22 protein-coding genes are annotated in these 24415 nt (G+C 33.0%); 2 read left to right on the forward strand and 20 right to left on the reverse strand.

What is annotated here, in order from left to right:
- Positions 1-302: 302 nt before the first annotated feature.
- The 5 genes from CVU84_00005 to crcB all read right to left on the reverse strand — a co-directional run bounded on the left by CVU84_00005 (position 303) and on the right by crcB (position 4869).
- Entirely contained in the window at positions 303-1802 is a 1500-nt protein-coding gene (locus CVU84_00005) for a DNA mismatch repair protein MutS (protein PKM96138.1), read from the reverse strand.
- Positions 1802-3334, reverse strand: coding sequence for a DNA mismatch repair protein MutS (locus CVU84_00010; protein ID PKM96139.1), 1533 nt, complete (start codon positions 3332-3334; stop codon positions 1802-1804). Before CVU84_00010 ends, CVU84_00005 begins: the two co-directional genes overlap by 1 nt.
- A gap of 304 nt (positions 3335-3638) precedes the next feature.
- Positions 3639-3989 (reverse strand): hypothetical protein, encoded by a 351-nt coding sequence (locus tag CVU84_00015; protein PKM96140.1) that lies wholly within the window; start codon positions 3987-3989, stop codon positions 3639-3641.
- Positions 3990-4097: 108 nt separating this feature from the next.
- Positions 4098-4448: a fluoride efflux transporter CrcB gene (locus tag CVU84_00020; GenBank protein ID PKM96141.1), complete on the reverse strand. Its 351-nt coding sequence runs from the start codon at positions 4446-4448 to the stop codon at positions 4098-4100.
- 13 nt (positions 4449-4461) lie between these two features.
- Complete coding sequence (gene crcB / locus CVU84_00025) at positions 4462-4869, reverse strand: fluoride efflux transporter CrcB (protein PKM96490.1); 408 nt, start codon at positions 4867-4869, stop codon at positions 4462-4464.
- Between the two features lie 401 nt (positions 4870-5270).
- Between crcB and CVU84_00030 the strand changes: the two genes are divergently transcribed.
- A complete protein-coding gene (locus CVU84_00030; GenBank protein PKM96142.1) occupies positions 5271-5696 on the forward strand; it encodes a hypothetical protein in 426 nt (141 codons plus the stop codon).
- A gap of 8 nt (positions 5697-5704) precedes the next feature.
- On the opposite strand, the gene CVU84_00035 is transcribed toward CVU84_00030, so the two are convergent.
- The 15 genes from CVU84_00035 to pta form a co-directional block, all read right to left on the reverse strand.
- Complete coding sequence (locus CVU84_00035) at positions 5705-6163, reverse strand: cysteine methyltransferase (GenBank protein PKM96491.1); 459 nt, start codon at positions 6161-6163, stop codon at positions 5705-5707.
- Positions 6164-6233: 70 nt separating this feature from the next.
- The gene (locus CVU84_00040) at positions 6234-7190 is read right to left on the reverse strand and encodes a signal recognition particle-docking protein FtsY (protein PKM96143.1); all 957 of its coding nucleotides are present in this window, start codon (positions 7188-7190) and stop codon (positions 6234-6236) included.
- Positions 7191-7203: 13 nt separating this feature from the next.
- On the reverse strand, positions 7204-10779 hold the full coding sequence (gene smc / locus CVU84_00045; GenBank protein ID PKM96144.1) for a chromosome segregation protein SMC: 3576 nt from the start codon (positions 10777-10779) through the stop codon (positions 7204-7206).
- A gap of 135 nt (positions 10780-10914) precedes the next feature.
- On the reverse strand, positions 10915-11601 hold the full coding sequence (locus CVU84_00050; protein ID PKM96145.1) for a ribonuclease III: 687 nt from the start codon (positions 11599-11601) through the stop codon (positions 10915-10917).
- A gap of 566 nt (positions 11602-12167) precedes the next feature.
- Positions 12168-12413: an acyl carrier protein gene (locus tag CVU84_00055; GenBank protein ID PKM96146.1), complete on the reverse strand. Its 246-nt coding sequence runs from the start codon at positions 12411-12413 to the stop codon at positions 12168-12170.
- 85 nt (positions 12414-12498) lie between these two features.
- The gene (locus CVU84_00060; protein PKM96147.1) at positions 12499-13500 is read right to left on the reverse strand and encodes a phosphate acyltransferase; all 1002 of its coding nucleotides are present in this window, start codon (positions 13498-13500) and stop codon (positions 12499-12501) included.
- 151 nt (positions 13501-13651) lie between these two features.
- Positions 13652-13828, reverse strand: coding sequence for a 50S ribosomal protein L32 (locus CVU84_00065; GenBank protein PKM96148.1), 177 nt, complete (start codon positions 13826-13828; stop codon positions 13652-13654).
- 6 nt (positions 13829-13834) lie between these two features.
- Complete coding sequence (locus CVU84_00070; GenBank protein PKM96149.1) at positions 13835-14371, reverse strand: hypothetical protein; 537 nt, start codon at positions 14369-14371, stop codon at positions 13835-13837.
- 199 nt (positions 14372-14570) lie between these two features.
- Positions 14571-15494, reverse strand: coding sequence for a peptide ABC transporter ATP-binding protein (locus CVU84_00075; protein PKM96150.1), 924 nt, complete (start codon positions 15492-15494; stop codon positions 14571-14573).
- Positions 15484-16530, reverse strand: a complete 1047-nt coding sequence (locus CVU84_00080; GenBank protein ID PKM96151.1) for a peptide ABC transporter ATP-binding protein — start codon at positions 16528-16530, stop codon at positions 15484-15486. The genes CVU84_00075 and CVU84_00080 overlap by 11 nt, the downstream gene beginning before the upstream one ends.
- Before the next feature lie 12 nt (positions 16531-16542).
- Entirely contained in the window at positions 16543-17556 is a 1014-nt protein-coding gene (locus CVU84_00085) for a peptide ABC transporter permease (GenBank protein ID PKM96152.1), read from the reverse strand.
- A complete protein-coding gene (locus tag CVU84_00090) occupies positions 17556-18506 on the reverse strand; it encodes a peptide ABC transporter permease (GenBank protein ID PKM96153.1) in 951 nt (316 codons plus the stop codon). Before CVU84_00090 ends, CVU84_00085 begins: the two co-directional genes overlap by 1 nt.
- Before the next feature lie 181 nt (positions 18507-18687).
- Complete coding sequence (locus CVU84_00095) at positions 18688-20310, reverse strand: peptide ABC transporter substrate-binding protein (GenBank protein ID PKM96154.1); 1623 nt, start codon at positions 20308-20310, stop codon at positions 18688-18690.
- Between the two features lie 336 nt (positions 20311-20646).
- On the reverse strand, positions 20647-21843 hold the full coding sequence (locus CVU84_00100) for an acetate kinase (protein ID PKM96155.1): 1197 nt from the start codon (positions 21841-21843) through the stop codon (positions 20647-20649).
- A 34-nt stretch (positions 21844-21877) separates the two neighbouring features.
- Positions 21878-22873 (reverse strand): phosphate acetyltransferase, encoded by a 996-nt coding sequence (gene pta, locus CVU84_00105; protein ID PKM96156.1) that lies wholly within the window; start codon positions 22871-22873, stop codon positions 21878-21880.
- Between the two features lie 299 nt (positions 22874-23172).
- On the opposite strand from pta, the gene CVU84_00110 reads away from it, so the two are divergent.
- On the forward strand, positions 23173-24408 hold the full coding sequence (locus tag CVU84_00110; protein PKM96157.1) for a nucleotidyltransferase: 1236 nt from the start codon (positions 23173-23175) through the stop codon (positions 24406-24408).
- The last annotated feature ends 7 nt before the right edge of the window (positions 24409-24415 follow it).

A 24415-nucleotide genomic window follows, 5' to 3' on the forward strand; every position in this document is an offset into this window, starting at 1 on the left:
ACTTATCAGAAAAAATGCTTTTATCGACAGTCAGCGCACCAACTATAACTGGTGCTTATGTTTTGGATTTATTGGGACATTTTCACAAATAATTGACAGAAAAAAATAAAAGGAATTCATATCTATCTAAACAAATACAATTCCATCAATTATAAATTTATTAGTTCCGTTGCCATTTCAATGACTTGTTTTTATTTTCAATCATGACTTCCTTTAATAGTTCTTTATCTTTAGGATATAATTTTAATGGTTTACTATGTATAATTTTCGATCTTACTCCCCTGAATATAAAATGAATCAATTTAATTTTCTGTTCTAAATACCCTGTCATACAAATCTTCTCCATAACTAGTTTTCAAGGGTTCACCTTCGATTGTTTTAAAAGTTCGTCCGCCGTCGGTTTGTCTTTCAGCTCGCAGAAAAATAGCGTTATCCATTTTTCTATCATAAAAACTATGTGCAAAATCATATAAATGAGTAACGAAAAAAACTTTGATATTTTTTTCTAATAATGCAGAAGTTATCTGCCGAGCTATCTCTGAACCTTCTCTTTCGTTTGTAGCAGCAAATGATTCATTAAACAGCAATATCGAATTTGACGTTATCGTATCCACTATATCACTCATTCTACCGAGTTCTTCATCAAGTTTCCCACTTTTCATAGTAACATCTTCTTCACGTCTATAGTGAGTAAAAATGCCCTTACAGATATTAGAACAGTACAACTCTGCTGGTACAAACATACCACATTGCATCATTAGTTGTGATAACCCAATACTTCGCAAAAAAGTCGATTTCCCACCTTGATTGGCACCAGTTATCATAATTAGTTCCTTATCATCTGCATTTAAATCATTACCCACAATTTTTTGTTTCATTGTTAAAGCCAGGCAAACATCGTATAATCCATTAAAGGAATGTACACGTTCATTGGGAGCTACTGGCAATGGAAACGTAATTGGCTCTCCGATTTGAGCAAGTTGTTCATTCAAATTCAAACAACCTACATAAAATGCCAATTCATTTCGTAGCATGTTAAAGAAACTCAGAATATGATCTGTGGATTGGGCGAGTGCATTGGCTACAAGATTAACCCCTCTGTCCCTTAATTCTGACAAAGCCTTGATACCACTTTCATCACGATTACCAATAGAAAAAGAGTACATAGGCGGTTTTGGTGAAAAGACCCGCTTCATCCAACTATGGGATTTGTCTTGTGGCTTGCGTAGTATATAACCGGTACCCTCATTTCCTTTTCCCAATTTAGCACTGATTAAAACTCCTTCGCGAAATTTTAGTTCCCTTAGATGACTTTGTAAACTATTAAGGTATTCATCATCAATTTCCTTTTTTATCATATCAAAGAATGCTGTAAAACCTTCGGACTCAAATTGATTGACAGTTTTGTCAGCAATGCTTTTAAGCTTTTTCAGCATTTCCATGAGCATTTGTAACATTCCAATTGAACTATGGAGTATTGAATTAGGGTAATAGCTAAAAATTCCATAGTAATGCCTTTTCCTAGTATCCGTTGATTCTATCGCTATGTCGTATATGTCTCTTACAACATAAGAATTTTCCAAACAATCCTTAAGAATATTTTGTCTATAAAGTATTGCCTCAAGGTCATTTAAACTTAACAAAGCAACTTTTTTTGCTACTTCGAATAAAAAATCATCACCGAGTGCCATGGCATTAAACAACGTATTTAGTTCTAGGTCTTGTGTCAGTGCTTGTTCATTAGATGGTAATTGCTGCTCCAAATCAAAGTCCTGTTCTTTATACATAAGAAAAGCTTTCATTATTTTATGCGCTCCTTTAAACATTCATATGTAACATGGTGTTTTTTAGCAATTGATATTGCGTAGGAAAGTCCGTCAGCACGACTTCTTACAATTTTATAGGTTCTCACTTCCGGTCTTTCTGGAACTATTGTACTGACCAAACTTACAGTTTTATCACTAAAAGAAGCCAATTCATCTATAAAAGTTACGCAAACACACAGCAAGTCCAATTGCACTATTTTTTCCATTATTCTTTTGCCCAAAAGAATAGCGTCTTTTAATGTTGTAGAAGTAAAAATTTCATTCATTATAATGATACTATTGGGTGTGGCTTGCTTTAAAATATCATAAATTCTGATTAAATCATCTTGTAGTTTTCCATTTAGATTTGTAATGTTTTCCTCTTTTTCGAAATGTGTAAACAGTTTGTCGAACAAGAAGAGTTGCGCTTCTCTACCAGGTACGGCGCAACCTATACTGGCTAGATAATGTAACTGACCAAATGTACGAGCAAAGGTTGTCTTCCCTCCCTGATTAGGTCCAGAAACTACAAATATTCGCTCCTGGTCTTTCAGATAAAAATCATTGTATACAATTGGCAAACTTTGAGTAATGAGTTTATTAGCAAGAGCTAAATCAAATCCTGCATAATTATAAACTTCTTTATTTTCATCAAACATCTGAGGATAACAGAATTTCAATCCCTCCCTTTTGAATTTCGAAATATACTCTAAATAGGCAACATAAAATTGTATTTCCCTATCAAAAATACTCGTGGTTTCATCAAGATAATTGCTATTTTTCTCGCAATAATTATCAAGCCTTAAAAATATATCCGGATACAATTTAGCTACTAGATCAAGTATTCCTGCTTCAACATGGTTCATGCCCGAACGAGGAGAAAACTTAACCTTGTAATCTTTTACCGCACCTAGTTTAAATTTTTCAAAGGTTTGCACCACATCTATACTATAATCAATCTCTTCTTCATATTTTCGAACCTTGATACAAGTTCCTTTTATAAGAATGCAATACTTTACAGTCGATAAATCTGTTCTTAGCTTATTTGTTTCCATCTGAAGTGTAGTAAAATTAATGGATTCAGCATAGTTCCTCATATAGTCACGAAAGGCCAGTAGACCTCGAGATTTTAATTCTGTTAAGCTTAAATCATTTACGAGACAATTTATAGCCTCACAATAAATTTCCACCGCCTCCAAAAACCATCCTTCCTTATGATATTTGTAATTGAGCTTATCTACAATATCAGCATATCGTCGCATTTCTTTTATTTTTTGCGCAAATGATTTAATACTATTAAATAAAGATTCATTTTCAAGATCTCGCATAATTTCTTGGCGATATTTGATTGTTTCAACACTATTCAAGGCAGTGTAAAAAAAAGGTTTCAGATTATATTCTTGTTTCCTATCTGTAATAGCGTTAATAATCTGATCAAGATTTAAATTAACAAAAAAATCAGGTTCTTGAAGAGTTTCGGATATTATTCTGTTTTCATTTTTTTCAAATAGTACGCTGTGGAAAGTCATAGGTATAACAACACCTCTCATTCATATAATATGCTAATAAAATTCAGTCCTAACACTACGCTTACACTGGTCAATGTTACAAAGCTTCCGCATTCGATTAAACCAGCAAACAACTACTACAATAACCTTACACGTCGAAAAAGTCTCCTCTGGAATAGACGCACAAAAAAGCTGACAACATCTACGGTTTTCACGTAGAAGCCATCAGCTGTCATCAGCATTTCGGATTTTCCAAAGGGGAGCTTCATCCCTTTGAAGTAGTATACCATTATTTTTTAATGTCTGCAATAATAAATTGGTCAGTTTAATTCTTAGATTCCATCTGTTCTTTCCCATATTTGATAACATGAACATCTGTCACCATCATCAAACCTTCATTAACCATCTCTTTTGCAACTGAAACTGCTTTTTCAATTCTTTCTGGTATGTCAATTACTTCAACGATAATAGGTAAGCTCAAACTCAAATCCAATATTCTAGTTGAATGCAACCTTCCATTTTGTCCATACCCCTCAATTCCCCTTGTTACTGTGACACCGGCTATACCCATTTCTTTAAATTTTAGTACTAATGCATGGTAAAGATTGTGTCCTTTGTGCCTAGAATCTTCACTAATGTAAATCTTTAAAATTTTGCAATCATCACTTAAATTCATGTTTATCCACCCCTTTATAATAATTAATCAACCTGAAGAAATATCCTCTAGATGTATAGCATAACTAACATCTAATCATAAAAATTTAACGAATGTGGCGATTCAGTATCATTGACTAAATTTTACCCCAAAAACATATCCAATGATACCCAATATTAAACTTCCACCTATATATGTAAAGGCATTTAATTTTTCGTTTTCTTGAAACAAATTAAATCCTTCATACATAAATGTAGAAAAGGTTGTAAAACCTCCTAAAAATCCGTCTGTTAACATTAAAGTTACATTCTGGGTGAGTCTTTGATTGCTTACTATTCCTAGCAAGAACGCTCCCATAATATTTATAATAAAAGTTCCTATTGGAAATGTTGTGTTAGTTTTTTCTGAAATCATCTTACCTAAAGCATATCTAGATACGCTTCCTAACGCACCGCCAATACATATGAATACATATTGCATTTATATCTCCTTCTTATTCTAAATTACCTTTTCTAAGCATTTTGGCAACCGCTTCTCGTGCAAGGATAACACCCAAATATGCAAATGCTAGTCCTAAAAAAGTGGAAATCGTAATATAGGAAATAGCCGAAAAATAATATCCTTCATTGATCAAGCCCACCGTTTCTTTACATAATGATGAAAAGGTTGTATACGCTCCTAAAAACCCTGTTGTGATGCCCATTCTCAAATCGGCATCAAATTCCCAAATCTCAAACGCAATTGTTAGGAATAAAGCTAGTAATAGGCTTCCACTTATATTAATTATTAAAGTATTTAATGGAATGTTTTCTCTGTAACTTATTATATCGTAACCTTTAATTAAAAATCTAAGCAGCGCACCTAAGGCTCCACCTATACCAATATAAAAATACTTACTTATATTAATCATCTCCTAATTCAAAAAAATAATAACCCCAACAAAAACATATAGCCCTTGTAGGAGTCATTAGCAATCAGCACTTAAAGGCGAACTCCATCGCCTAATAACATACATCAAGTATTCTAACATAGCTTTTCAATTATTGCCATATTTATTTTAACCTTTAAAAAATCGTTTTATCAACTAACTAGTTTAAAAAACATTGACAAAGCAAATAATATCGATTAATTTAAATATATAAGTTAATACTCCAAGGTGATGATGTCCACCTTAATTATCTCATTAGAGATTGATGACTTCTGCATAATAGGCAGAGGTTTTTTTATTTATATGAACGAATTGTTGAAAATTTACGAGCTTCTACTTCTAAAGCGGAACTATTAAATCTCAAAGAAGAAGACATGTTCAACGATGACTGTTTTAATCATCTAAATTATAAATTTAAAAATTATGCAAAACAAAGTAAACTTGGCAATAACACAATACTAGCTACGGTATTTCAACCACCAATGGCAAATAAATTTTTCATATTATTCAATAGAATTATTACAACATCCCATGTACATATTTTAACCAATACTGAGCTAGTTATCATTGAAGAAGATAATAAAAAAAATAATAGAAAGGTCAATTATGGAGGAATATGGACATTTATACCCTTAAATAAAATTTCTAAAATAATGTTTCATGAGAATTCTACTGACGGCAAACTGATTCTATCTGTTTTCCAAGCAGATAAATTCCACATTGACTCGATATATTCAATTGAATACAAAGAAAATCTAATGTCTTTTGTAAAAACATTCAATGAAATGCAAAATGAGTAATCATTCCTTTAAAACTTATTTTGAGACTCAATTTGTAAGAGACCTTCTTTTCTCCAAAGGCCACCAGCGTAACCAACCATTTTGTTGTTTGCCCCAATAACTCTATGACAAGGCACTATAATAGCTAGCTTATTTTTATTATTTGCACCACCAACTGCCCTAGAAGCTTTTGGGTTACCGACCTTTTGAGCGATATATCCGTAGGATACTGTTTTACCATAAGGAATTTCTGTGAGAGCTTTCCAGACTGCTATTTGAAAGTCGGTACCTGATAATTTATATTTTACATCAAAAATGTTTCTTTTGCCTTCAAAAAACTCTGAGAACTCGGTCTTAGCTTGTTGAATGATTGGTATATCGCTTTCTTCATAAGTAGAATCATCAACAAAGGAGACGCTAATAAGTGCATCTTCACAAGCTTCAATTTCTATATTCCCCATTGGTGATGATAAATAGCCATAAAACATATTACTTTCATTTAATTTATTAGTTTCATTCAATTGACCTTTCATTCGAGTTCCTCCAATTCAAGATTAATTATACTTCCTCTGTTTCCATTGATTCTGGATCACTAAATAAAGCATTAGCGAAATCTTTTGCATTAAACTTCTGTAGATCATCAATGCCTTCACCTACGCCAATATATTTGACAGGGATGCCTAGCTCTGATTGTATGGCGATCGTTATGCCACCTTTAGCTGTTCCGTCGAGTTTAGTAAGGACAATGCCTGTAATTTCTGTGACTTCTTTAAACAACTTTGCTTGTTGGAGTGCATTTTGACCAGTAGTACTATCAAGTACAAGAAGTACTTCTTTATGTGCTTCTGCATAATCTCTATTAATAATCTTAAAGATTTTTTTAAGTTCATCCATTAGGTTTTTCTTGTTGTGAAGTCGACCTGCTGTATCGCAAATAAGTAGATCTACGTTTCTAGCTTTTGCTGCTTGAACTGCATCATAAACGACTGCACCTGGATCAGAATTTTCTTGTTGTGATATGATTTCTACATTTGCACGATTAGCCCATTCAGCTAATTGATCTATTGCAGCAGCTCTAAAGGTATCGGCTGCAGCAACTATAACTTTTTTCTTGTCTTGTTTGTATTGGTGAGCAAGCTTTCCAATGGTTGTTGTTTTGCCTACACCATTCACCCCAATGACTAAAATAACGGATTTTTTTTGAGTAAAAGCATATGCATCTTCACTAATCGTCATTATTTCTTCTATTTCTTCTTTTAATAAACCTCGAACTTCTGAAGGATCTTTGATTTTTTGTTCTTTCACTTTCACTTTTAAGTCTTCTATAATTTTAACTGAAGTACTGACACCTAAATCTGCAATGATTAGCGCTTCTTCAAGTTCTTCATAGAATTCATCATCAATTTTAGTAAACCCACTAAATACTTGTTCAACAGAATTTATCATATTGGCTTTTGTTTTTGATAGGCCACTTACTAGCTTGCTAAAAAACCCTGATTTTTTCTCTTCTGACATAATATTTCCTTTCTTAATCTTCTATAGAATCTTCCAATAGTTTAACCGATACTTGGGTAGAAATACCCTTCTCTTGCATTGTAATACCATATAGGGAATCAGCTGCTTCCATAGTTCCTCTACGATGTGTAATAATAATAAATTGTGTGTTTTTAGCTAGCTTTTTAAGATAATTAGCAAATCTAGTTACATTTGAATCATCTAAGGCAGCTTCAATTTCATCTAATACGCAAAATGGCGATGGTTTCAAGCTTTGAATAGCAAATAGCAATGCAATTGCTGTAAAAGCCTTTTCTCCACCTGAAAGCAAGTTCATGCTTTGCAATTTCTTTCCTGGTGGTTGAGCAATAAGTTCGATACCTGATTCTAAAATATCTTCACCTACAGCTATTTCAAGCATTGCCTTTCCGCCACCAAATAATTCACGAAATACTTCATTAAATTTAATAGAAATCTCTTTAAATTTCAGTTTAAATTGTTCAATCATTTGTTGATGTAGCTCTTCAATAACCTTTTTAAGCATCTCTTCTGCTCTAAGTAGGTCTTCCTTTTGATCCATAAGGAAGCTGTATCTTTCTGATACTGACTTAAATTCTTCTATTGCATTGACATTAACATCTCCAAGTTCTTTAATGTTTCCTTTGATTTCCATTATCATTTTCTTTAAGTTAGCTACTGAACCTAATTCTTCATCCTTTAAGTACAATGCATTGTTATAGGTTAGCTCATATTCATTCCACATATAATCGATTTGATTTTCTCGTTGGAGTTCATATTTTTCTTTCGTGTTTTGTAGTCTAAGAATATCTTTTTCTAGGAGATTCACTTTTTCATTTTGTTCTTCACGAAGTTTATATAAGTTTTGTTGCTCTTCTAATACTTTTTGCTTGTTTGCTTGACGCACTTCTATTTCTTTTTGTGCCTCTGTGAGCTTGATTTCCAATTCCTTCATTTCCAGCTCAAAGCTAAGGATTGCTTTTTCCTTTTCACTGATATCTTGATTACTTTTTTGAATTTCTTCTTTATTTCGAGAAATTTGATTGTTTATTTCAGACAAATCTCTGCTCATTCTAGTCGTATTTTCTACCGTATTTTCAAGCTGTTGCTTTAGTGCTGAAACTTCAACTCTCATGACTGTAAGCTCTTCAGCAAGTTGATCCTTAAGGTTCTTCTTGTCTTGGATTTCATCAGTTAATTGCTTTACCGAACTTTCATCAGTCGTATTTTCGGCCTGAGTACCATCCAATAAGAGGTCTAATTCTGAAGTGGCTTTTACAATTTGTGCTTCTTGACCATATAATTGATCTAGTTCCATTTTAATTTCTTTTTTCTCTTCATTAAATTGCTCTTGTTCTTTTTCTAACTGTTTAAGTTTTAAAGAAATTTCATTTATTTTCAAATTCACTTCATATTCTTGTTTCGTAATCGCTTCAATATCGTTTTTATCACTTGTATAATCGTCACTTAATAAGATGTATTGCTTTTTTAAATCTTCAAGTTCTTTGCTAAAAATATTGATTTGTTTTTCATAGTTCTCAATATCATTCTTTCTTGATAGAAATTGATTGCTTCCATTTTTATGCGCTCCCCCAGTTAAAGAACCTCCTGGATGAATTAAGTCTCCTGAAAGCGTAACTATTTTCAATGAATAATTATACTTTTTAGCGATTCCAATAGCATGATCAATGTTATCAACTACTAGAACTCGTCCTAATAAATATTCAATAACATTAGAAAAACGTTTTTCACAGTTTACCAATTCTGAAGCATAACCAATAAAGCCAACCTCTTTTTTTGAGAAGGGCCTGTGAAAGACTTCCTTGCTTTTAACACTTACAATCGGTAAGAAAGTTGCTCTACCAAACTTGTTGTTTTTTAAATATTGAATTAAATTTTTTGCTGTTGTTTCATCATCAGTTACTATGTTTTGAACACTGCCGCCTAGTGCAATCTCAATTGCAGTTTCATAAGTTTTATTCACTTCAATTAGATCTGCAACAACCCCCATAACCCCTTTGGCTTCTACAGCACCACTCTTTTTAATCTCCATTATCTTTTTAATACTGTAGCTATAGCCTTCATAGTGATCTGACATCTCACTTAATGCTTTGAATTTTGACTGTGTTGTATGTAATTGTTCGCTTTTCCCTCTAACTAGCTGTTCATATTTTGAGATTTCAATTTCTTTTTTAGCTAAAGTACCTTTTAAATCGTCTTTTTTTAGTGCTAATTTCTGTTGATTAATGAGTGTTATATCTAGTTCATTCTGATAATCATTTACGCCAATTAGCCTTGAATTATGTGTTTCAACAAGATTTTTATCACGTAAATCTAAGGTTGCTTTTCTAGCTTCAACGTTTTCAAGCATCGTATGATATCTTTGAATTTTTGTTTTAACATTGGAAATTTCGTTTAAGCGTTCTATTCTATTCGTACGAATTTGTTCAATCTTAAACTCATCCTCTAATATAATTGCTCCAAACTTTTCAAATTCACCTTGCTTTTCAACTAAGACTGATTCTTTTTCTTTACAACTTGTTTTTATATCATCTAAGCTTTCTAAGTAAGTTGTTTTTTCAACCTGACCACGTTCTTTTTTTGATTCCAGTTCTTCGTTAAGGTTTTGAATACGTTCACAGTTCTTACTTAAGTTAGAAATTTGTTCTTTGACCAGTTCAATGCTACTTTCTTTTTTCTCTTTATCTATTGCAAAATGAGTAGCAATTTCTTTCTTTGCATCTATTTCATTTTCAAGCTTTTCTATGTGATTGGCTAACTTAGAATATTGTTCCTTAATCTTTTCATTACCAGCTCTAAGGTCCTCTATTTGTCCGTTAGAAATATTTTCTTTTTCAGTTATTTCATCAATGCTTTGATTTAGTTTTTCCGATTCATTAATAAAAATATTAACTTCATATTTCTTCAAATGTTCTTTATGCTCTAAATATTGTTTAGCTACAAGTGCTTGATCCTTAAGTGCATCTTGTTGACCATGTAACTCTCTCACAATATCATTTATTCTAACAAGATTTTGTTTTTCTTCTTCAAGGTTTTTTTCAGCAACCATCTTTCTTTTTTTGAACTTAACAATACCAGTTGCTTCATCAAAAAGCTCTCTTCTATCATCCGGTTTTGAAGACAATATTTTGTCTATTTGTCCTTGTCCAATAATTGAATAACCTTCTTTTCCAACTCCTGTATCCATAAATAGCTCATGAACATCCTTCAAACGACATTCTACACCATTAATAGAATATTCACTTTCACCTGAACGATAGACACGTCTAGAAATCGTTACCTCCGAATAATCAATTAACATTTTCATATCATGATTATCAATCGTAAGATCAACTTGACAATAACCTAGTGGTTTTCTTGTTTCCGTTCCGGCAAAAATAACATCTTGCATTTTAGCACCACGAAGAAGCTTAGCGCTCTGTTCACCTAAAACCCATCTAACAGCATCGGCAATATTGCTTTTTCCACTACCGTTAGGGCCAACAATTGCTGTTATGCCTTCATCAAACTTAAAAACCATCTTTTGAGCAAAAGACTTAAAACCATACATATCAATGCTTTTTAAATACATCTATTTATCCTCGCATTTTTCCGCTCTATAAAATGGGCTGACACATGTCAGCTCATTTTACTAAACTTTCGTATTATGACAATATATATTGAACGATCTGTAATTGTATAATTATAAATTGTTCACTATCCATTGCTATGTCAATTTTTTTATTGCATCTGAGGCTGCCTCTTGCTCTGCAGCCTTTTTACTTCTGCCTGAACCTTGACCTATTACCTTATTCTTATGTCTTACAACGACCTCAAATATTTTATTATGATCTGGTCCACTTTCAGTTACAACAACATACTCTAATGGTTTTTCACTTACCTTTTGGATCAATTCTTGTAAATGAGTTTTGCTATCTACAAAAAGCTTTTTCTTTTCAACATCCTTTAAAAGAGTGTTATACACAAATTCTGTAGTTGCTTCAAGACCCCCATCTAAATAGATTGCACCAATCAAAGCTTCAATCGTATCCGACAATACTGATGATCTATTTCTTCCTCCAGAATTTTCTTCACCTTTTCCTAGCATGATGAAATCCCCTAAGTGAATCTCTTTTGAAAATTTCGCTAGCGTTGGTTCGCATACAATGCTCGCCCTAAGTTTAGTTAATTCACCTTCTAACATATCTGGATATTTTATAAAAAGATAATAGCTTGTTACTATTTCTAGAACTGCATCTCCTAAAAATTCTAATCGTTCATTATTCTCTTCTTTTGACATTTTATTCTCATTTGCATAAGAACTATGTACTAGCGCTTGTTCAAGTAATTTAATATTTTCAAATTGATAGCCGATATTGTTTTGAAATTGCTCTAAGTTACACTCAACTAACATATTACTCCCACCTTTATTATATTCTAATAGTCCTACCGTCTTCCATAACATGGAATTTATTATAACATATTTATTTAAAAGCTACAAGGTAACTACAAGAAAATCGGCTATGTTAAATCATAACTTTCATTACTATCTGCCACTTTTCTAAATTCATATGTATACGTTTCATAGTATCAAGAAAATCGGCTGTGATAAATAGAACATTCGTTACCTTTCTGCCGCTTTTCTAATTTCTGATGTATACATTTCATAGAATCAAGAAAATTGGGTGCGTTAAATCATAACTCTCGTTACCTATCTGCGATCTTATGTAAACAAACAACCTGGGCGTTCTTTCGAACGCTCAGGTTGTTGACAATTTAATTAATTATCAATTAACGAAACAGAGATAAAAGCATTTTTTCTTCGAAATTAATACGAAAGGCAGTAAGTGTTCATTTTTCGCCTGACCGGCCGAAGGGTAAGGCCAGAAAAATGAACACTTACTGCCAATAATGTATACACCTATCTGAAAAAATGCTTTTGTCGACAGCCCGAGCGTTCTTTTGAACTCTCTTGTTATATTAATCTTCTATTTCTTCTATTTTACTTTTTAACAATTCAACCGCATTTCCAACAGTTTCAATACCTTTAGCCAAATCCTCATCAGTAATTTCAATTTTAAACTCGTCTTCTAATGCTGAAATAATATCAACTAAATCCAATGAATCAACTCCTAAATCATCGGCAAAACTCATATCCTCACTAATTTTTCCTGAATCATAATTGGCATATTTCGCAATAATTTCTAACAACTTGCTGTTATCCATATTTTTATACCCCTTTCAAATTATTCGCTTTTTTTTGTGTTCAACCTATTATTAACCTTTTTTAACCCATTATATACTCTAAGCATTATAAACTTAATTTTTGCTTGATCTTTTCATTCACTTTCTCTTTATAAAATGTATTACATTGAAGGATTGTGTTCTTCATGGCTTTTGAATCTGAACTACCGTGGGTTTTTACAACAAGTCCATTAAGACCTAATAAAGGTGCTCCTCCATACTCAGCATAATCTAAAGTTTTCATCATTTTCTTCAATGAGCTCTTAATTAAAATCGCGCCAATTTTAGAAACAAATGATGATAATATCGCTTTTTTAATCATACCTAGTAAGGACATTGCAAAACCTTCAGTATATTTTAATATAATGTTGCCAACAAAACCATCACATACTATAACATCAACATTTCCTTTTGAAATATCTCTTGCTTCTATATTACCCACAAAATGAATAGATGGTTCTTCTTTTAATAAGGCAAAGGTTTCTTTTGCAAGATTATTTCCTTTTTCTTCTTCCTCACCTATATTAACAAGAGCAATACTTGGAATTTTTTTATTCATAAAACTTTCATAATAAATAGAACCCATTTGTGCGAATTGAACTAACTGTGAAGGTTTACAATCAACATTTGCACCACAATCAAGTAGCAAGGTAAAACCTTTTTCATTTGGAATAAAGGAAGCCAATGCCGGTCTTTCAATACCTTTAATTCTACCAACAATAATTGTTCCTCCAGCAAGTACTGCACCAGTACTACCAGCTGAAACAAAGGCTTCTGCTTGTTGTTCCTTCACTAATCTTAGTCCTACTACAATGGATGAGTCTTTCTTACGTCTAATTGCCATAACGGGTGACTCGCAATTCTCAATAATCTCATCTGCATTAACAACAACTACTTGTTCCTTGTTATAGTTATGCTTTTTGAGTTCCTCTTTTATTAGCGCTTCTTTTCCAACTAATAAAACCTGTATGTTTTTTTCATGATTAATTGCTTCTATACAACCTGTCACCACAGAATTAGGAGCGTGGTCTCCTCCCATTGCATCAACTGCTACTCGTAGGTAGTTCATGTTTCGCCCCCTTAATGTCTTATACTGATAATATACTAAATTTCTTCTTGTTTTTCAATATATATTTTTTTATTTATTAACTTATTGTTCATATTCCTTCTCATTAAAAATGCGTCACCTTTTGGGGAACGCATTCTTTTCATGTTTATACTTATTCTGTTACGATTACTACTTTATTTTTGTATGTGCCACAAGCTTTACAAACTCTATGGGACATAACAAGTGCTCCACATTTACTACATTTTCCTAAGTTAGGAGCAGTTAGTTTCCAGTTTGCTCTACGGCTGTTTCTTCTTGCTTTGGATACCTTGCGTTTTGGTACTGCCATTTATCTTTACACCTCCTTAAAATTCTCATCATATAAGGCTTTTAATCCCGCAAATCTAAGGTCAATATTGTCATTTTCACAATTACAACTAGCTAAATTTAAGTTTGTCCCACAAGTTTTGCAAATGCCCATACAGTCTTCCTTGCATAGCATCTTCATAGGAAAGTTAACAAATATTTCGTTTAAAGCTAACTTCTCTAAATCTAAATTATAGCCTTCCATAAAAGCTTCTTCATCTTCGACAACCTTATCAATCCTAACTTCTTTAGAAAAATCAGCTTCTAAATGATATTTTGTTGGTTCATTACATCTATCACAATTTAAAATAAGTATTGTTTTGACCAAACCATTTACTAAAATTTCATTATTTGCAACTTTTTCTAATTCAAGATTGATAGAAACATCATCTTGAACTTGGGCTGTTTCGTTACCGAATTGAATATCTTTAATGATAATTGTTTTTTCTATCTTTGCAAATTGCAAATCATTTGTAAAGATATTTGTTAAATTTATTTGCACAACAATCACTCCTTCTGCAAATATATTTTACTGTAAAAACAATAGGTTAAGAAAATCGGTTATATCTTTAACCACAAGTAATTATACAGATATAAAAACTTTTTGTCAACACAAAATCGTCATATTTTATAGATTAACGATGTCACAATTTATACAAAGTACAGATATTAATTCATATTTGTTGATACTCCCATTATAGGAATCTCATTATACCATGTATAAATTACTTATTCCACAATTCTATTTCACTTTTTGTTCCTAATACAAAGTGATTGTTTTGTACTTCAATAAACTCAGCAGCATCATAGTCAATACCTGTCTTATCATAATGTTTTCTTTTTCTATATCTTTCATACATTGGATTGGGATGCGGTATTGCTGATAACAAGGACTTTGTATATGGATGAATAGGATTGTTATATATATCTTCTGCATCACCTAACTCTACTATTCTACCTAAATGCATAACCCCAATTCTATCACTAATGTATTTAACCATAGATAAATCATGGGCAATAAAAATAAAGGTGAGTCCTCTGTCCTTTTGAATCTGTTTCAACAAATTAACAACCTGTGCTTGAATAGATACATCAAGTGCACTAATTGCTTCGTCTGCGATTACAAAGGTTGGTTCAACGATCAAAGCCCTTGCAATTCCAATTCTCTGTCTTTGTCCACCACTGAATTCATGAGGATATCTGTGGGCATGTTCTCTAGACAAACCTACTATTTCAAGCATTTGATACACTTTTTCTTCTCTTTCTTCATCTGATTGATAAAGTTTGTGTATATCTAATCCTTGCGCAATAATATCCATAACTTTTTTCCTAGGATTTAAGGATGCCATAGGATCTTGAAAAATCATTTGCATTTTCGTCCTAAGCATCTTTTCAGTTTCCCTGTCAATGTGTCCTGATATTTTCTTGTTTTCAAAAACCACTTCACCGTTAGTCGGATTATAAAGCCTTATAATACTTCTACCAGTCGTAGATTTTCCAGAACCACTTTCACCAACCAATCCGAAAGTTTCTCCACGATAAATATTAAAGGATATATCATCAACAGCTTTTACAATTCCCTTTTTTCCTAAATTAAAATGTTGTTTTAAATTTTTTACTTCTAATATAATATCTTTATTATTTTCCATCTTTTAATACTCCCTTCTTCATTTCTTCAATTCGTTTAAATAAAGATTGGGGCATTTCGATTTTAGGAGCATCCTCATGTAATAGCCAAGTTGCTGCATAATGAGTATCTGTTATTTTGAAAAACGGTGGCTGCTCTTCTAAATCGATATTAAGAGCAAATTCACTTCTAGCTGCAAATGCATCTCCTTTAGGAGGATATAGCAAATTCGGCGGTGCACCATGAATAGAATACAATTCATTTTCTTTGTCATCCATATCTGGAACAGAAGCCAGTAACCCCCAGGTATAAGGATGTTTTGGCTCATAAAACACTTCGGCTGAATCGCCATATTCAACTATTTTTCCTGCATACATAACTGCAATTCTATCAGCAACATTTGCCACTACCCCTAAGTCATGAGTAATAAATATGATGGATAATCCGATTTTGGATTGTAATTCTTTAATTAGTTCTAATATTTGAGCTTGTATTGTAACATCTAAGGCTGTTGTTGGTTCATCTGCAATCAATACCTTAGGATTACATGCCAATGCAATTGCAATAACGATACGTTGTCTCATACCACCACTTAATTGATGGGGATATTGTTTATATCTCTTTTCTGGGTCAATGATTCCAACAAGCTCAATGAGTTCAACTGCTTTCACTTTTGCGGTTTTTTTATCTAAACCTTGATGCTCAATTAAACTTTCAGAAATTTGATATCCGACCGTCATAGTCGGATTAAGTGAGGTCATTGGATCTTGAAAAATCATAGCAATTTCCTTGCCTCTAATTGCAACCATTTCTTTTTTTGATAGTTTGGTTAAATCCTTGCCTTGATAAATAACCTCGCCATCATCAATCATACCATTTTTAGCTAAAATTCCCATAAGTACCTTCGTTGTTACTGATTTGCCTGATCCACTCTCTCCTACAATAGCTAGGGTTTCACCTTTATACAAATCAAAATCAACACCTCTGATGGCTTTAACAGTACCATTGTGGGTTTTAAAAGAAACATGTAAATTTTTTACTTCTATTATTTTTTCCATAATACACCACCTCTACTGTTGTTTCATTTTAGGATCTAAAGCATCACGCATACCATCAGCTACTAAGTTAAAGCTAACCATTAATATTGCTAACACAACTATTGGTGAAACAATAATGTGTGGATACACCAATATAGACTTATATCCGTCATTAATGAGAACCCCTAAGGATGCCAATGGTGGTTGAAGACCTAAACCTATGAACGCCAAAAAGGATTCATAAAATATCGCACTTGGAATTGAAAACATACTCATTATGATTACTTGTCCAAAAATATTTGGAAGTAAATCTACAACTAATAATGTTGATGTTTTAGCACCTAATGTCTTTGAAGCTAATATAAAATCGAGCTCTTTGAGCTTTAATACTTGTGAACGTACAACACGACTCATTCCAATCCAGCCTGTGATAACCAATGCCAAGGAAATGGAAATGATACCGGGGTTTAACACAATAACAAATAAGGTTACAATAACCAAGTTCGGAATACCGCTTAGCACTTCAATAATACGTTGCATAAAGGTGTCTAGCCTACCGCCAACATATCCCGAAACTAAACCATAGCCCATTCCAATAAACATATCAATAATTACAGCAAGGAAAGCAATGTAAAGCGATACTCTTGTGCCAACCCAAACTCTTGTCCATAAATCTCTGCCTAAAGTATCGGTTCCAAACCAATAATAAACATCCTCTAAGCCTCGTTCTTCATATACATTTATGCCATTTTGCTTACCATCAAATATACCGAGCTTTTCTATACCTTGAATTCTTGCAGGTAGATTAATATGCTCATCGACTTTACTTCTATACGTATGTGCTGTCATTGACGGACCAAAAAATGCAAAAAAAGCAATCATAATGATTAAGAAAATGCCTACTACTGCACCTCTGTTCTGACGAAACCTTAATCTTACATCTTTCCAGAAGCTAATACCTTTATAAACTACATCAGTTTGAAAATCTTCATTATTTAGAATTCTTTCAAAGGATTTTTTGTCGTACTTTTGATCAAGCTGGTTCATTATTCTCCTCCTTTAGCAACACGAATTCTAGGGTCAATTACACCATATATAACATCAATAAATAAAGCCATTATAATATAAAACAAACTATAAAAGAAAGAAATAGCAATAACAACATTAAAATCATTTACACTTATTGCTGTTACCAATAAGTCTCCAATACCTGGTATTCCAAAGATTCTTTCAATAACTAATGAACCTGTCATTAACCCTACAGTTAATGGACCAAGTACGGTTACAACAGGAATTAATGCATTTCTAATAGAATGTCTAAATATAACCTTCTTTGGCGTTAAGCCTTTTGCTTCTGCAAGCATAATATAATCAGAACCTAAAACCTCTACCAGTTCAGTTCTCATAAATCTTGCAACTGTTGCAATTACAAACATAGATAAGGAAATCGTTGGTAATATACTTGATTGTATAGGTTTGTAAATATTATAAGTCATCGGAAATATTGGAAAACCTGCTAGCGTTAGCTTATATCCCAAAAAATAACTCAAACCGAGTGCAAATACATAGGAAGGAATTGATATTCCAATAACAGCAAAAACTGTTGTCATGGTATCCCACTTTGAATTTTTATACACAGCTGCGATAGAAGCTAAAACAACACCAATGAGCGAACCAAAAATTAATGCTTGTAAACCTAACCTCATAGAGATAGGCATTCTACTTTTTAGCATTCTTGAAACAGGAGCATTTTTTTCAATGGTATAGGATACTCCAAAGTCTCCTTTGAAAATGTTTTTTGTATAGATTACAAATCTTTCTGCCATTGGCTTATTCAATCCATACTTTTCATATAATAATTCTTTTTGTTGCTCATTCAATTTTTCATCATTGAAAGGTGATCCTGGCATGAATTCCAATAACAAAAATAACAACGATAAAATTACGAGCATTGTAACTATTGAAATAAGCAATCGTTTACCAATATATTTTAACATTGTTCCAACTCCATGTAGATTTATTTTTTACTAAAAAAGTTCTGCATAAGAAATTTGAAAAGTGTCTAAAAGACATACTTAAACGCCTCAAATGAGGCGTTTTGTATATCTTCCAGTAGCTTATAATTACACTTACAAATCAGTGAGAGATTGACTCCCACTGATTTGATGAATTGTACTATTAATCAGCTATTTTTACATTTTTATAAATGAATGGTACACCAACTGCATGGCTCTCAATACCTGTTACTTTAGGATTAATCAAGAAAGCATAACCACTTTGAAATAATGGAGTAATTGCTCCATCTTCTTCTAAGAAAATACGTTCTGCTTCAATCATTGCATCCCAACGACCTTGAGGATCGCCAGCTAGTTTACCTTTTGATGAATCTTGAACCAATAAATCATAAGCAGCATTTTCATACTTAGGATAGTTCAGTGTTGCACCCGTTAAATAAAGTTCTAAGTAAGTAAGTGGGTCAGCATAATCTGGTCCCCAACGAGTAATCCCTACTTCGAAATCGCCAGCTGTCATAAGTGCCAATCTATTTTTCTTTGGTTGCGCTTTTAAGCTCACTTTAATTCCAGGCAAATTCGTTTCAAGTTCTGCTTGAATAAATTCAGCAGTTTTCTTAACTGTACCATCATCATCAAACAATAATTCTATTTCAATAGTATCACCAAGTTCTGCTTTAGCTTTTGTCCAATATTCTTGCGCTAATGCAACATCATATACGCTATAAGTTCCAGCAGATTCTCTGAAATCTTTACCGTCTGGTCCAGTAGCTAATCCAATTGGAATAATGAAATCTGCTACATTTGAACCATCGTTTAATATTTTATCAACGATTTGTTGTTTGTTGATTGCATGTTGGAATGCTTTTCTAACATTTACATTAGAAAACACTTCTGTTTGATTGTTAGGGCAAACATACCATAAGTAACCAGATTCAATTTGAGTATAAGCTTCAGTCGTTTTGTATTTGTCAACTAGCTCTGCAGCTAATTTAACAACATCTTGATTTCCACTATCATATTCTAAAGTAGCTGTTTGATTATCTTTCATTACTCTATAATCTAAACCTGCAATTGTTACGTTAGCAGCATCATAATAAGCTGCATTTTTGTCAAGTTTAAATCCATAACCTTTTTCCCATGTAGTCATTGTAAAAGGACCATTTGCTAAAAGGTTTTCAGGAGAAGAAGCATAATCAGCACCTTTTTCTGTAACAAACTTTTCATTTAAAGGAAAGAATGTAGAAAATGCTGTTAATGATAAGAAGTAAGGAACTGGTCTGTCTAAGGTAACAACTAAAGTCTTGTCATCTTGAGCAACAACACCTAATTCTTCACCAGGTACTTCGCCAGCAACTACTTTATCAGCATTTAAAATTCCTGCAACTCCACCAATGAAGTTATATTCACTAGCTTGCTCAGGACTAAGTAGACGTCTCCAACTAAATACAAAATCAGCTGCAGTAACAGGATCACCATTACTCCATTTTGCATCATCTCTTAACGTAAATGTATACGTTAATTGATCTTCACTAACTTCATAGCCTTTTGCTATAGCTGGAATAAAATTACCATCTTTATCCACAGTATATAATCCTTCAATTGTCGCAGCAATTACTTCAAAGGATAAACCATCTGTAGCAACATGTTGATCCATAGATGGAAGATCAACCTCTTGTGCTAGTCTTAGATATTTTCCTGCAGTAGTAGGTTCTTCTTTCTTTCCACACCCCGAAAAAGTGCCAACAATCATAACCATTAGCATTAAAAAAACGATTATTTTTTTCATAATATCCTCCTTGTTTTTTTCTTGAACTATCTTAATTCATGAATTCGATTATACGCTATGACACAAATAATGTCAACAAATTTCCAGCTCAAGTTGACGTAATTGATTGGTTTTCCGTCATTTTTCACGAAAATATACTCTTGTAATTTGCACTTCCTAACGTTAAAGCAGTGTTTTGGTGCAACGATGCAGGATTACCTTCAAAGCGCAGGAAAATCTGCTGCACCGCGTTAAATCCCAAATTGCCTTTCTGCGCTTTCCATATATATGCCAAATCTTTCCTACCAAATAAAAAAAGGACGTCTATAAACTATAAGACGCCCTCAGTAAATCGAATTATTCTTGAACTAATTTCAATGTTTCTCTTGCAATCATTAGTTCTTCATTTGTTGGAATTACTAATGATCTTACTTTTGCATTAGGTGATGAAAAATCTCTTTCAGTACTTCTACATTTATTAAGCTCAACATCAACTTCTACACCTAAATATGTTAAATACTTACATACATTTTCTCTCATATCACCATTGTTTTCACCAAGACCAGCAGTAAAGACAACTGCATCTATTCCATTCATGGAAGCTGCATATGATCCAATGTATTTTGCTACTCTGTATTCAAAAACATCCATAGCTAATTTAGCTTGTGCATGTCCATCAGCGATCGCATCTTCAATATCTCTAAAGTCACTTGAATATAAGGATAATCCTAAAATACCTGATTTTTTATTTAATAGGTCAATAACTTGGTCTAAACTAATACCTTCTTTATTCGCAAGGAATTGAATAATTGCTGGATCGATATCACCACTTCTTGTTCCCATTAGTAAGCCTTCAAGAGGAGTGAATCCCATACTTGTATCAATAGATTTACCACCATCAACTGCACAAATACTTGCACCATTTCCAAGGTGACACACAACTATTTTAAGGTCTTCGATATTTTTACCTAAAAACTCAGCAGTTCTGTTTGCAACATACTTGTGAGATGTTCCATGAAAACCGTATCTTCTAAGCTTGTATTTTTTGTAATAGTCATAAGATATACCGTATAAATATGCTTTATCAGGCATTGTTTGATGGAAAGCAGTATCAAATACGCCAACCATTGGTACATTTGGCATTAATTGTTTGAAAATATCAATTCCAATAAGATTTGCTGGATTATGCAATGGTGCAAGCTCACAACACGCTTCTACAGCTTCAATAACCTCATCCGTAATAATATTTGATCCTGAGAAGAATTCACCACCATGAACAATACGATGTCCAATAGCTTTTATTTCATCCATGCTTTTAATTACACCATATTCTGTAGAAACGAGTGCATCTAATACATAGGAAACAGCGTCTTTATGATTGGCCATTGGGCCTTCAATTGTAATTGCTTTCTTTCCCTGTGGTTTATGTTTAATTTTTGAACCTTCAATACCTATTCTGTCACAAATACCCACTGCTAAGACAGTTTCGTTACTCATATCAAGTAATTGATACTTAAGTGATGAACTTCCACAATTAATAACTAAAATATTCAAAATGATGTTCTCCTTTTTTGGTAGCTTATTGTTATTATTTATCTTGTGCTTGAACAGCTGTTATTGCAACAACACCTACAATATCTTCTGCAGTACAACCTCTAGATAAATCGTTTACTGGTTTTGCTATACCTTGTGTAATTGGTCCGTATGCTTCTGCCTTTGCTAATCTTTCCACTATTTTATAACTAATATTACCTGAATCTAAATCAGGGAATACCAATACATTTGCATTTCCTGCAACGGGATTACCTGGTGCTTTTGATGCCCCAACACTTGGAACAATAGCAGCATCTAACTGGAATTCACCATCTAGTTTCACATTAGGGTATGCTTCCTTTGCCAGTTTTGTCGCTGATGTTACTTTATCTACGTCAGCATGCGCTGCACTACCCATTGTAGAATGCGATAACATCGCAACGATTGCTTCTTGACCTACCAATTGTTCGAATGATTTAGCTGAACTTCCAGCAATTGAAGCCAATTCTTCTGCTGTAGGATTTTGAACCAAGCCACAATCTGAAAATACAAAAGTTCCATTTGCTCCAAATTCACAATTAGGAACAACCATAACAAAAAATGAAGATACCAATTTTGTTCCAGGTGCTGTTTTAAGAATTTGTAAGGATGGTCTAAGTACATTTGCAGTTGAATTAACTGCACCTGCAACCATACCATCAGCCATTTCTTCTTTAACCATCATAACACCTAAAAATAATGGATCTTCTGTTAATAGCTTTTCTGCTTGCTCTGCTGTCATACCTTTGCTTTTTCTAAGTTCAACTAAAGCATCAACATATTCGTTCATTTTTTCAAAGGACTTTGGATCAATAAATGTTGCAGCATTTAAATCTAAGCCTTCGCTTACCTTAAGGATTTCGACTTTATTACCAATTAGAATAATATTGGCAATGCCTTCTTCAAGGATTTGATGGGCCGCTTCAACAGTTCTTCTTTCTAGAGATTCTGGAAGAACGATTGTTTGCTTATTTGTTCTTGCTCTGTCTTTTATCGTATTAATAAAGCTCACGATGATACCCCTTTCATTTCTTGTAATAGTTTATATTTAAACAAAATTTCACTTCACGTTTATACAACCACTTCTATTATAATAAACTTGTTCTTTGTATACAATGATTATTTTGCATTTTCTTGTTCTTTTTTTAATACAACTAACTTATGCTGGTCAGAAATTGCTTCGTTTTTATGAAAAACCAGAAACTCCTATGAGTAATTTGTTGCAATTGACATGATATTATTCTATAGTGGATATGAATGGTAGATTTTGTTAAGCAAATCTTACAGATATAACTTTAAAGGGGTATTAAGATGAATGTTGTTGGATTAATTACGGAGTATAATCCTTTTCATAAGGGACATCTTTATCATGTTGAGGAAGCAAAAAAGATCACAGGTTCCGATTATTGTATTGCAGTAATGAGTGGAAACTTTGTTCAAAGAGGAGACCCTGCAGTAGTAAACAAATGGGTGCGGGCTAAAAGCGCTTTGGACAGTGGTATTGATATGGTAATTGAGATTCCCGTACATTACGCAACAGCGAGTGCAGAATTTTTTTCTACTGCTTCTGTTGCTCTTCTTCATAATACTGGAATTGTAAATAGTATTTGTTTTGGAAGTGAAGAAGGAAACCTAGATACACTGGACTCAATTGCTGATTTATTAGCGAACGAACCTGAATCCTATAAGGTATGGTTGGCCCATTATTTGGATAAAGGATTTAATTATCCTACTGCTCGATCGAAAGCTTTGAAAAAGTATTTTCCTCACAACTTTGAAGATGTAATAAACTCACCAAATAACATATTGGGCATTGAATATTTGAAGGCTTTGAAGCGATTAAATTCCAAGATGAGTCCTTTTACAATAAAGCGAGTTGGGGCTGGATATCATGATGAAAGCTCAAGTGCACCTGTAGTATCTGCTACAGCAATAAGAAAACAATTAAAAGCGAATACAGAAGGGTCTGTAGTATTAGAGAGTATGTTGCCTACTAGTTCACTTGTTCATCTAAGAGAAGCTATAGACGGCAATATTGCTCCAATATTTCCCAATGATTTCTTTCCTTTGTTAAAATATAAGCTACTTACTACACATCCTAGCGAGTTGTGTAAGGTTCTTGATATTACTGAGGGTCTTGAAAATAGAATTCTATCAGCAATTTCTCAAGCTAACTCCATCGAAGTGCTTTTAGATATGGTAACTACAAAGAGATATACAAGAACAAAGATTAATAGAGCTTTGATTCACATTCTATTGGATATCGATAAGAAACCCTTTCAAACCTTCAATCACAATGGTTATTCCCAGTATATTAAGGTACTAGGATTCAACAAAAAGGCTCAGCATTTAATGAAACAAATGAAGGACTATGCAACCTTACCTATTATAACAAATGTAAAGGCTTCTTCAATGAGTTTAACATCCTTACAGAAGAAAATGCTAGATGATGAAATAAGAGCTACTAACATTTATAACACAATAGTGCTTAGTAAATTCAATCAAATTGTTAAAAATGATTATACCCAACCTGTTATTTTAACATAGTCAGAAT

This window comes from Firmicutes bacterium HGW-Firmicutes-1 (assembly GCA_002841625.1).
Taxonomy (GTDB): Bacteria; Bacillota; Clostridia; order Lachnospirales; family Vallitaleaceae; genus HGW-1.

What these genes read in the sequence shown, in the direction of transcription:
- CVU84_00005 (PKM96138.1), bottom strand. Translation starts at nt 1,802, where the DNA reads ATGAAAGCTTTTCTTATGTATAAAGAACAGGACTTTGATTTGGAGCAG.
- CVU84_00010 (PKM96139.1), bottom strand. Translation starts at nt 3,334, where the DNA reads ATGACTTTCCACAGCGTACTATTTGAAAAAAATGAAAACAGAATAATA.
- CVU84_00015 (PKM96140.1), bottom strand. Translation starts at nt 3,989, where the DNA reads ATGAATTTAAGTGATGATTGCAAAATTTTAAAGATTTACATTAGTGAA.
- CVU84_00020 (PKM96141.1), bottom strand. Translation starts at nt 4,448, where the DNA reads ATGCAATATGTATTCATATGTATTGGCGGTGCGTTAGGAAGCGTATCT.
- CVU84_00030 (PKM96142.1), top strand. Translation starts at nt 5,271, where the DNA reads ATGTTCAACGATGACTGTTTTAATCATCTAAATTATAAATTTAAAAAT.
- CVU84_00035 (PKM96491.1), bottom strand. Translation starts at nt 6,163, where the DNA reads ATGTTTTATGGCTATTTATCATCACCAATGGGGAATATAGAAATTGAA.
- CVU84_00040 (PKM96143.1), bottom strand. Translation starts at nt 7,190, where the DNA reads ATGTCAGAAGAGAAAAAATCAGGGTTTTTTAGCAAGCTAGTAAGTGGC.
- smc (PKM96144.1), bottom strand. Translation starts at nt 10,779, where the DNA reads ATGTATTTAAAAAGCATTGATATGTATGGTTTTAAGTCTTTTGCTCAA.
- CVU84_00050 (PKM96145.1), bottom strand. Translation starts at nt 11,601, where the DNA reads ATGTTAGTTGAGTGTAACTTAGAGCAATTTCAAAACAATATCGGCTAT.
- CVU84_00055 (PKM96146.1), bottom strand. Translation starts at nt 12,413, where the DNA reads ATGGATAACAGCAAGTTGTTAGAAATTATTGCGAAATATGCCAATTAT.
- CVU84_00060 (PKM96147.1), bottom strand. Translation starts at nt 13,500, where the DNA reads ATGAACTACCTACGAGTAGCAGTTGATGCAATGGGAGGAGACCACGCT.
- CVU84_00065 (PKM96148.1), bottom strand. Translation starts at nt 13,828, where the DNA reads ATGGCAGTACCAAAACGCAAGGTATCCAAAGCAAGAAGAAACAGCCGT.
- CVU84_00075 (PKM96150.1), bottom strand. Translation starts at nt 15,494, where the DNA reads ATGGAAAATAATAAAGATATTATATTAGAAGTAAAAAATTTAAAACAA.
- CVU84_00080 (PKM96151.1), bottom strand. Translation starts at nt 16,530, where the DNA reads ATGGAAAAAATAATAGAAGTAAAAAATTTACATGTTTCTTTTAAAACC.
- CVU84_00085 (PKM96152.1), bottom strand. Translation starts at nt 17,556, where the DNA reads ATGAACCAGCTTGATCAAAAGTACGACAAAAAATCCTTTGAAAGAATT.
- CVU84_00090 (PKM96153.1), bottom strand. Translation starts at nt 18,506, where the DNA reads ATGTTAAAATATATTGGTAAACGATTGCTTATTTCAATAGTTACAATG.
- CVU84_00095 (PKM96154.1), bottom strand. Translation starts at nt 20,310, where the DNA reads ATGAAAAAAATAATCGTTTTTTTAATGCTAATGGTTATGATTGTTGGC.
- CVU84_00110 (PKM96157.1), top strand. Translation starts at nt 23,173, where the DNA reads ATGAATGTTGTTGGATTAATTACGGAGTATAATCCTTTTCATAAGGGA.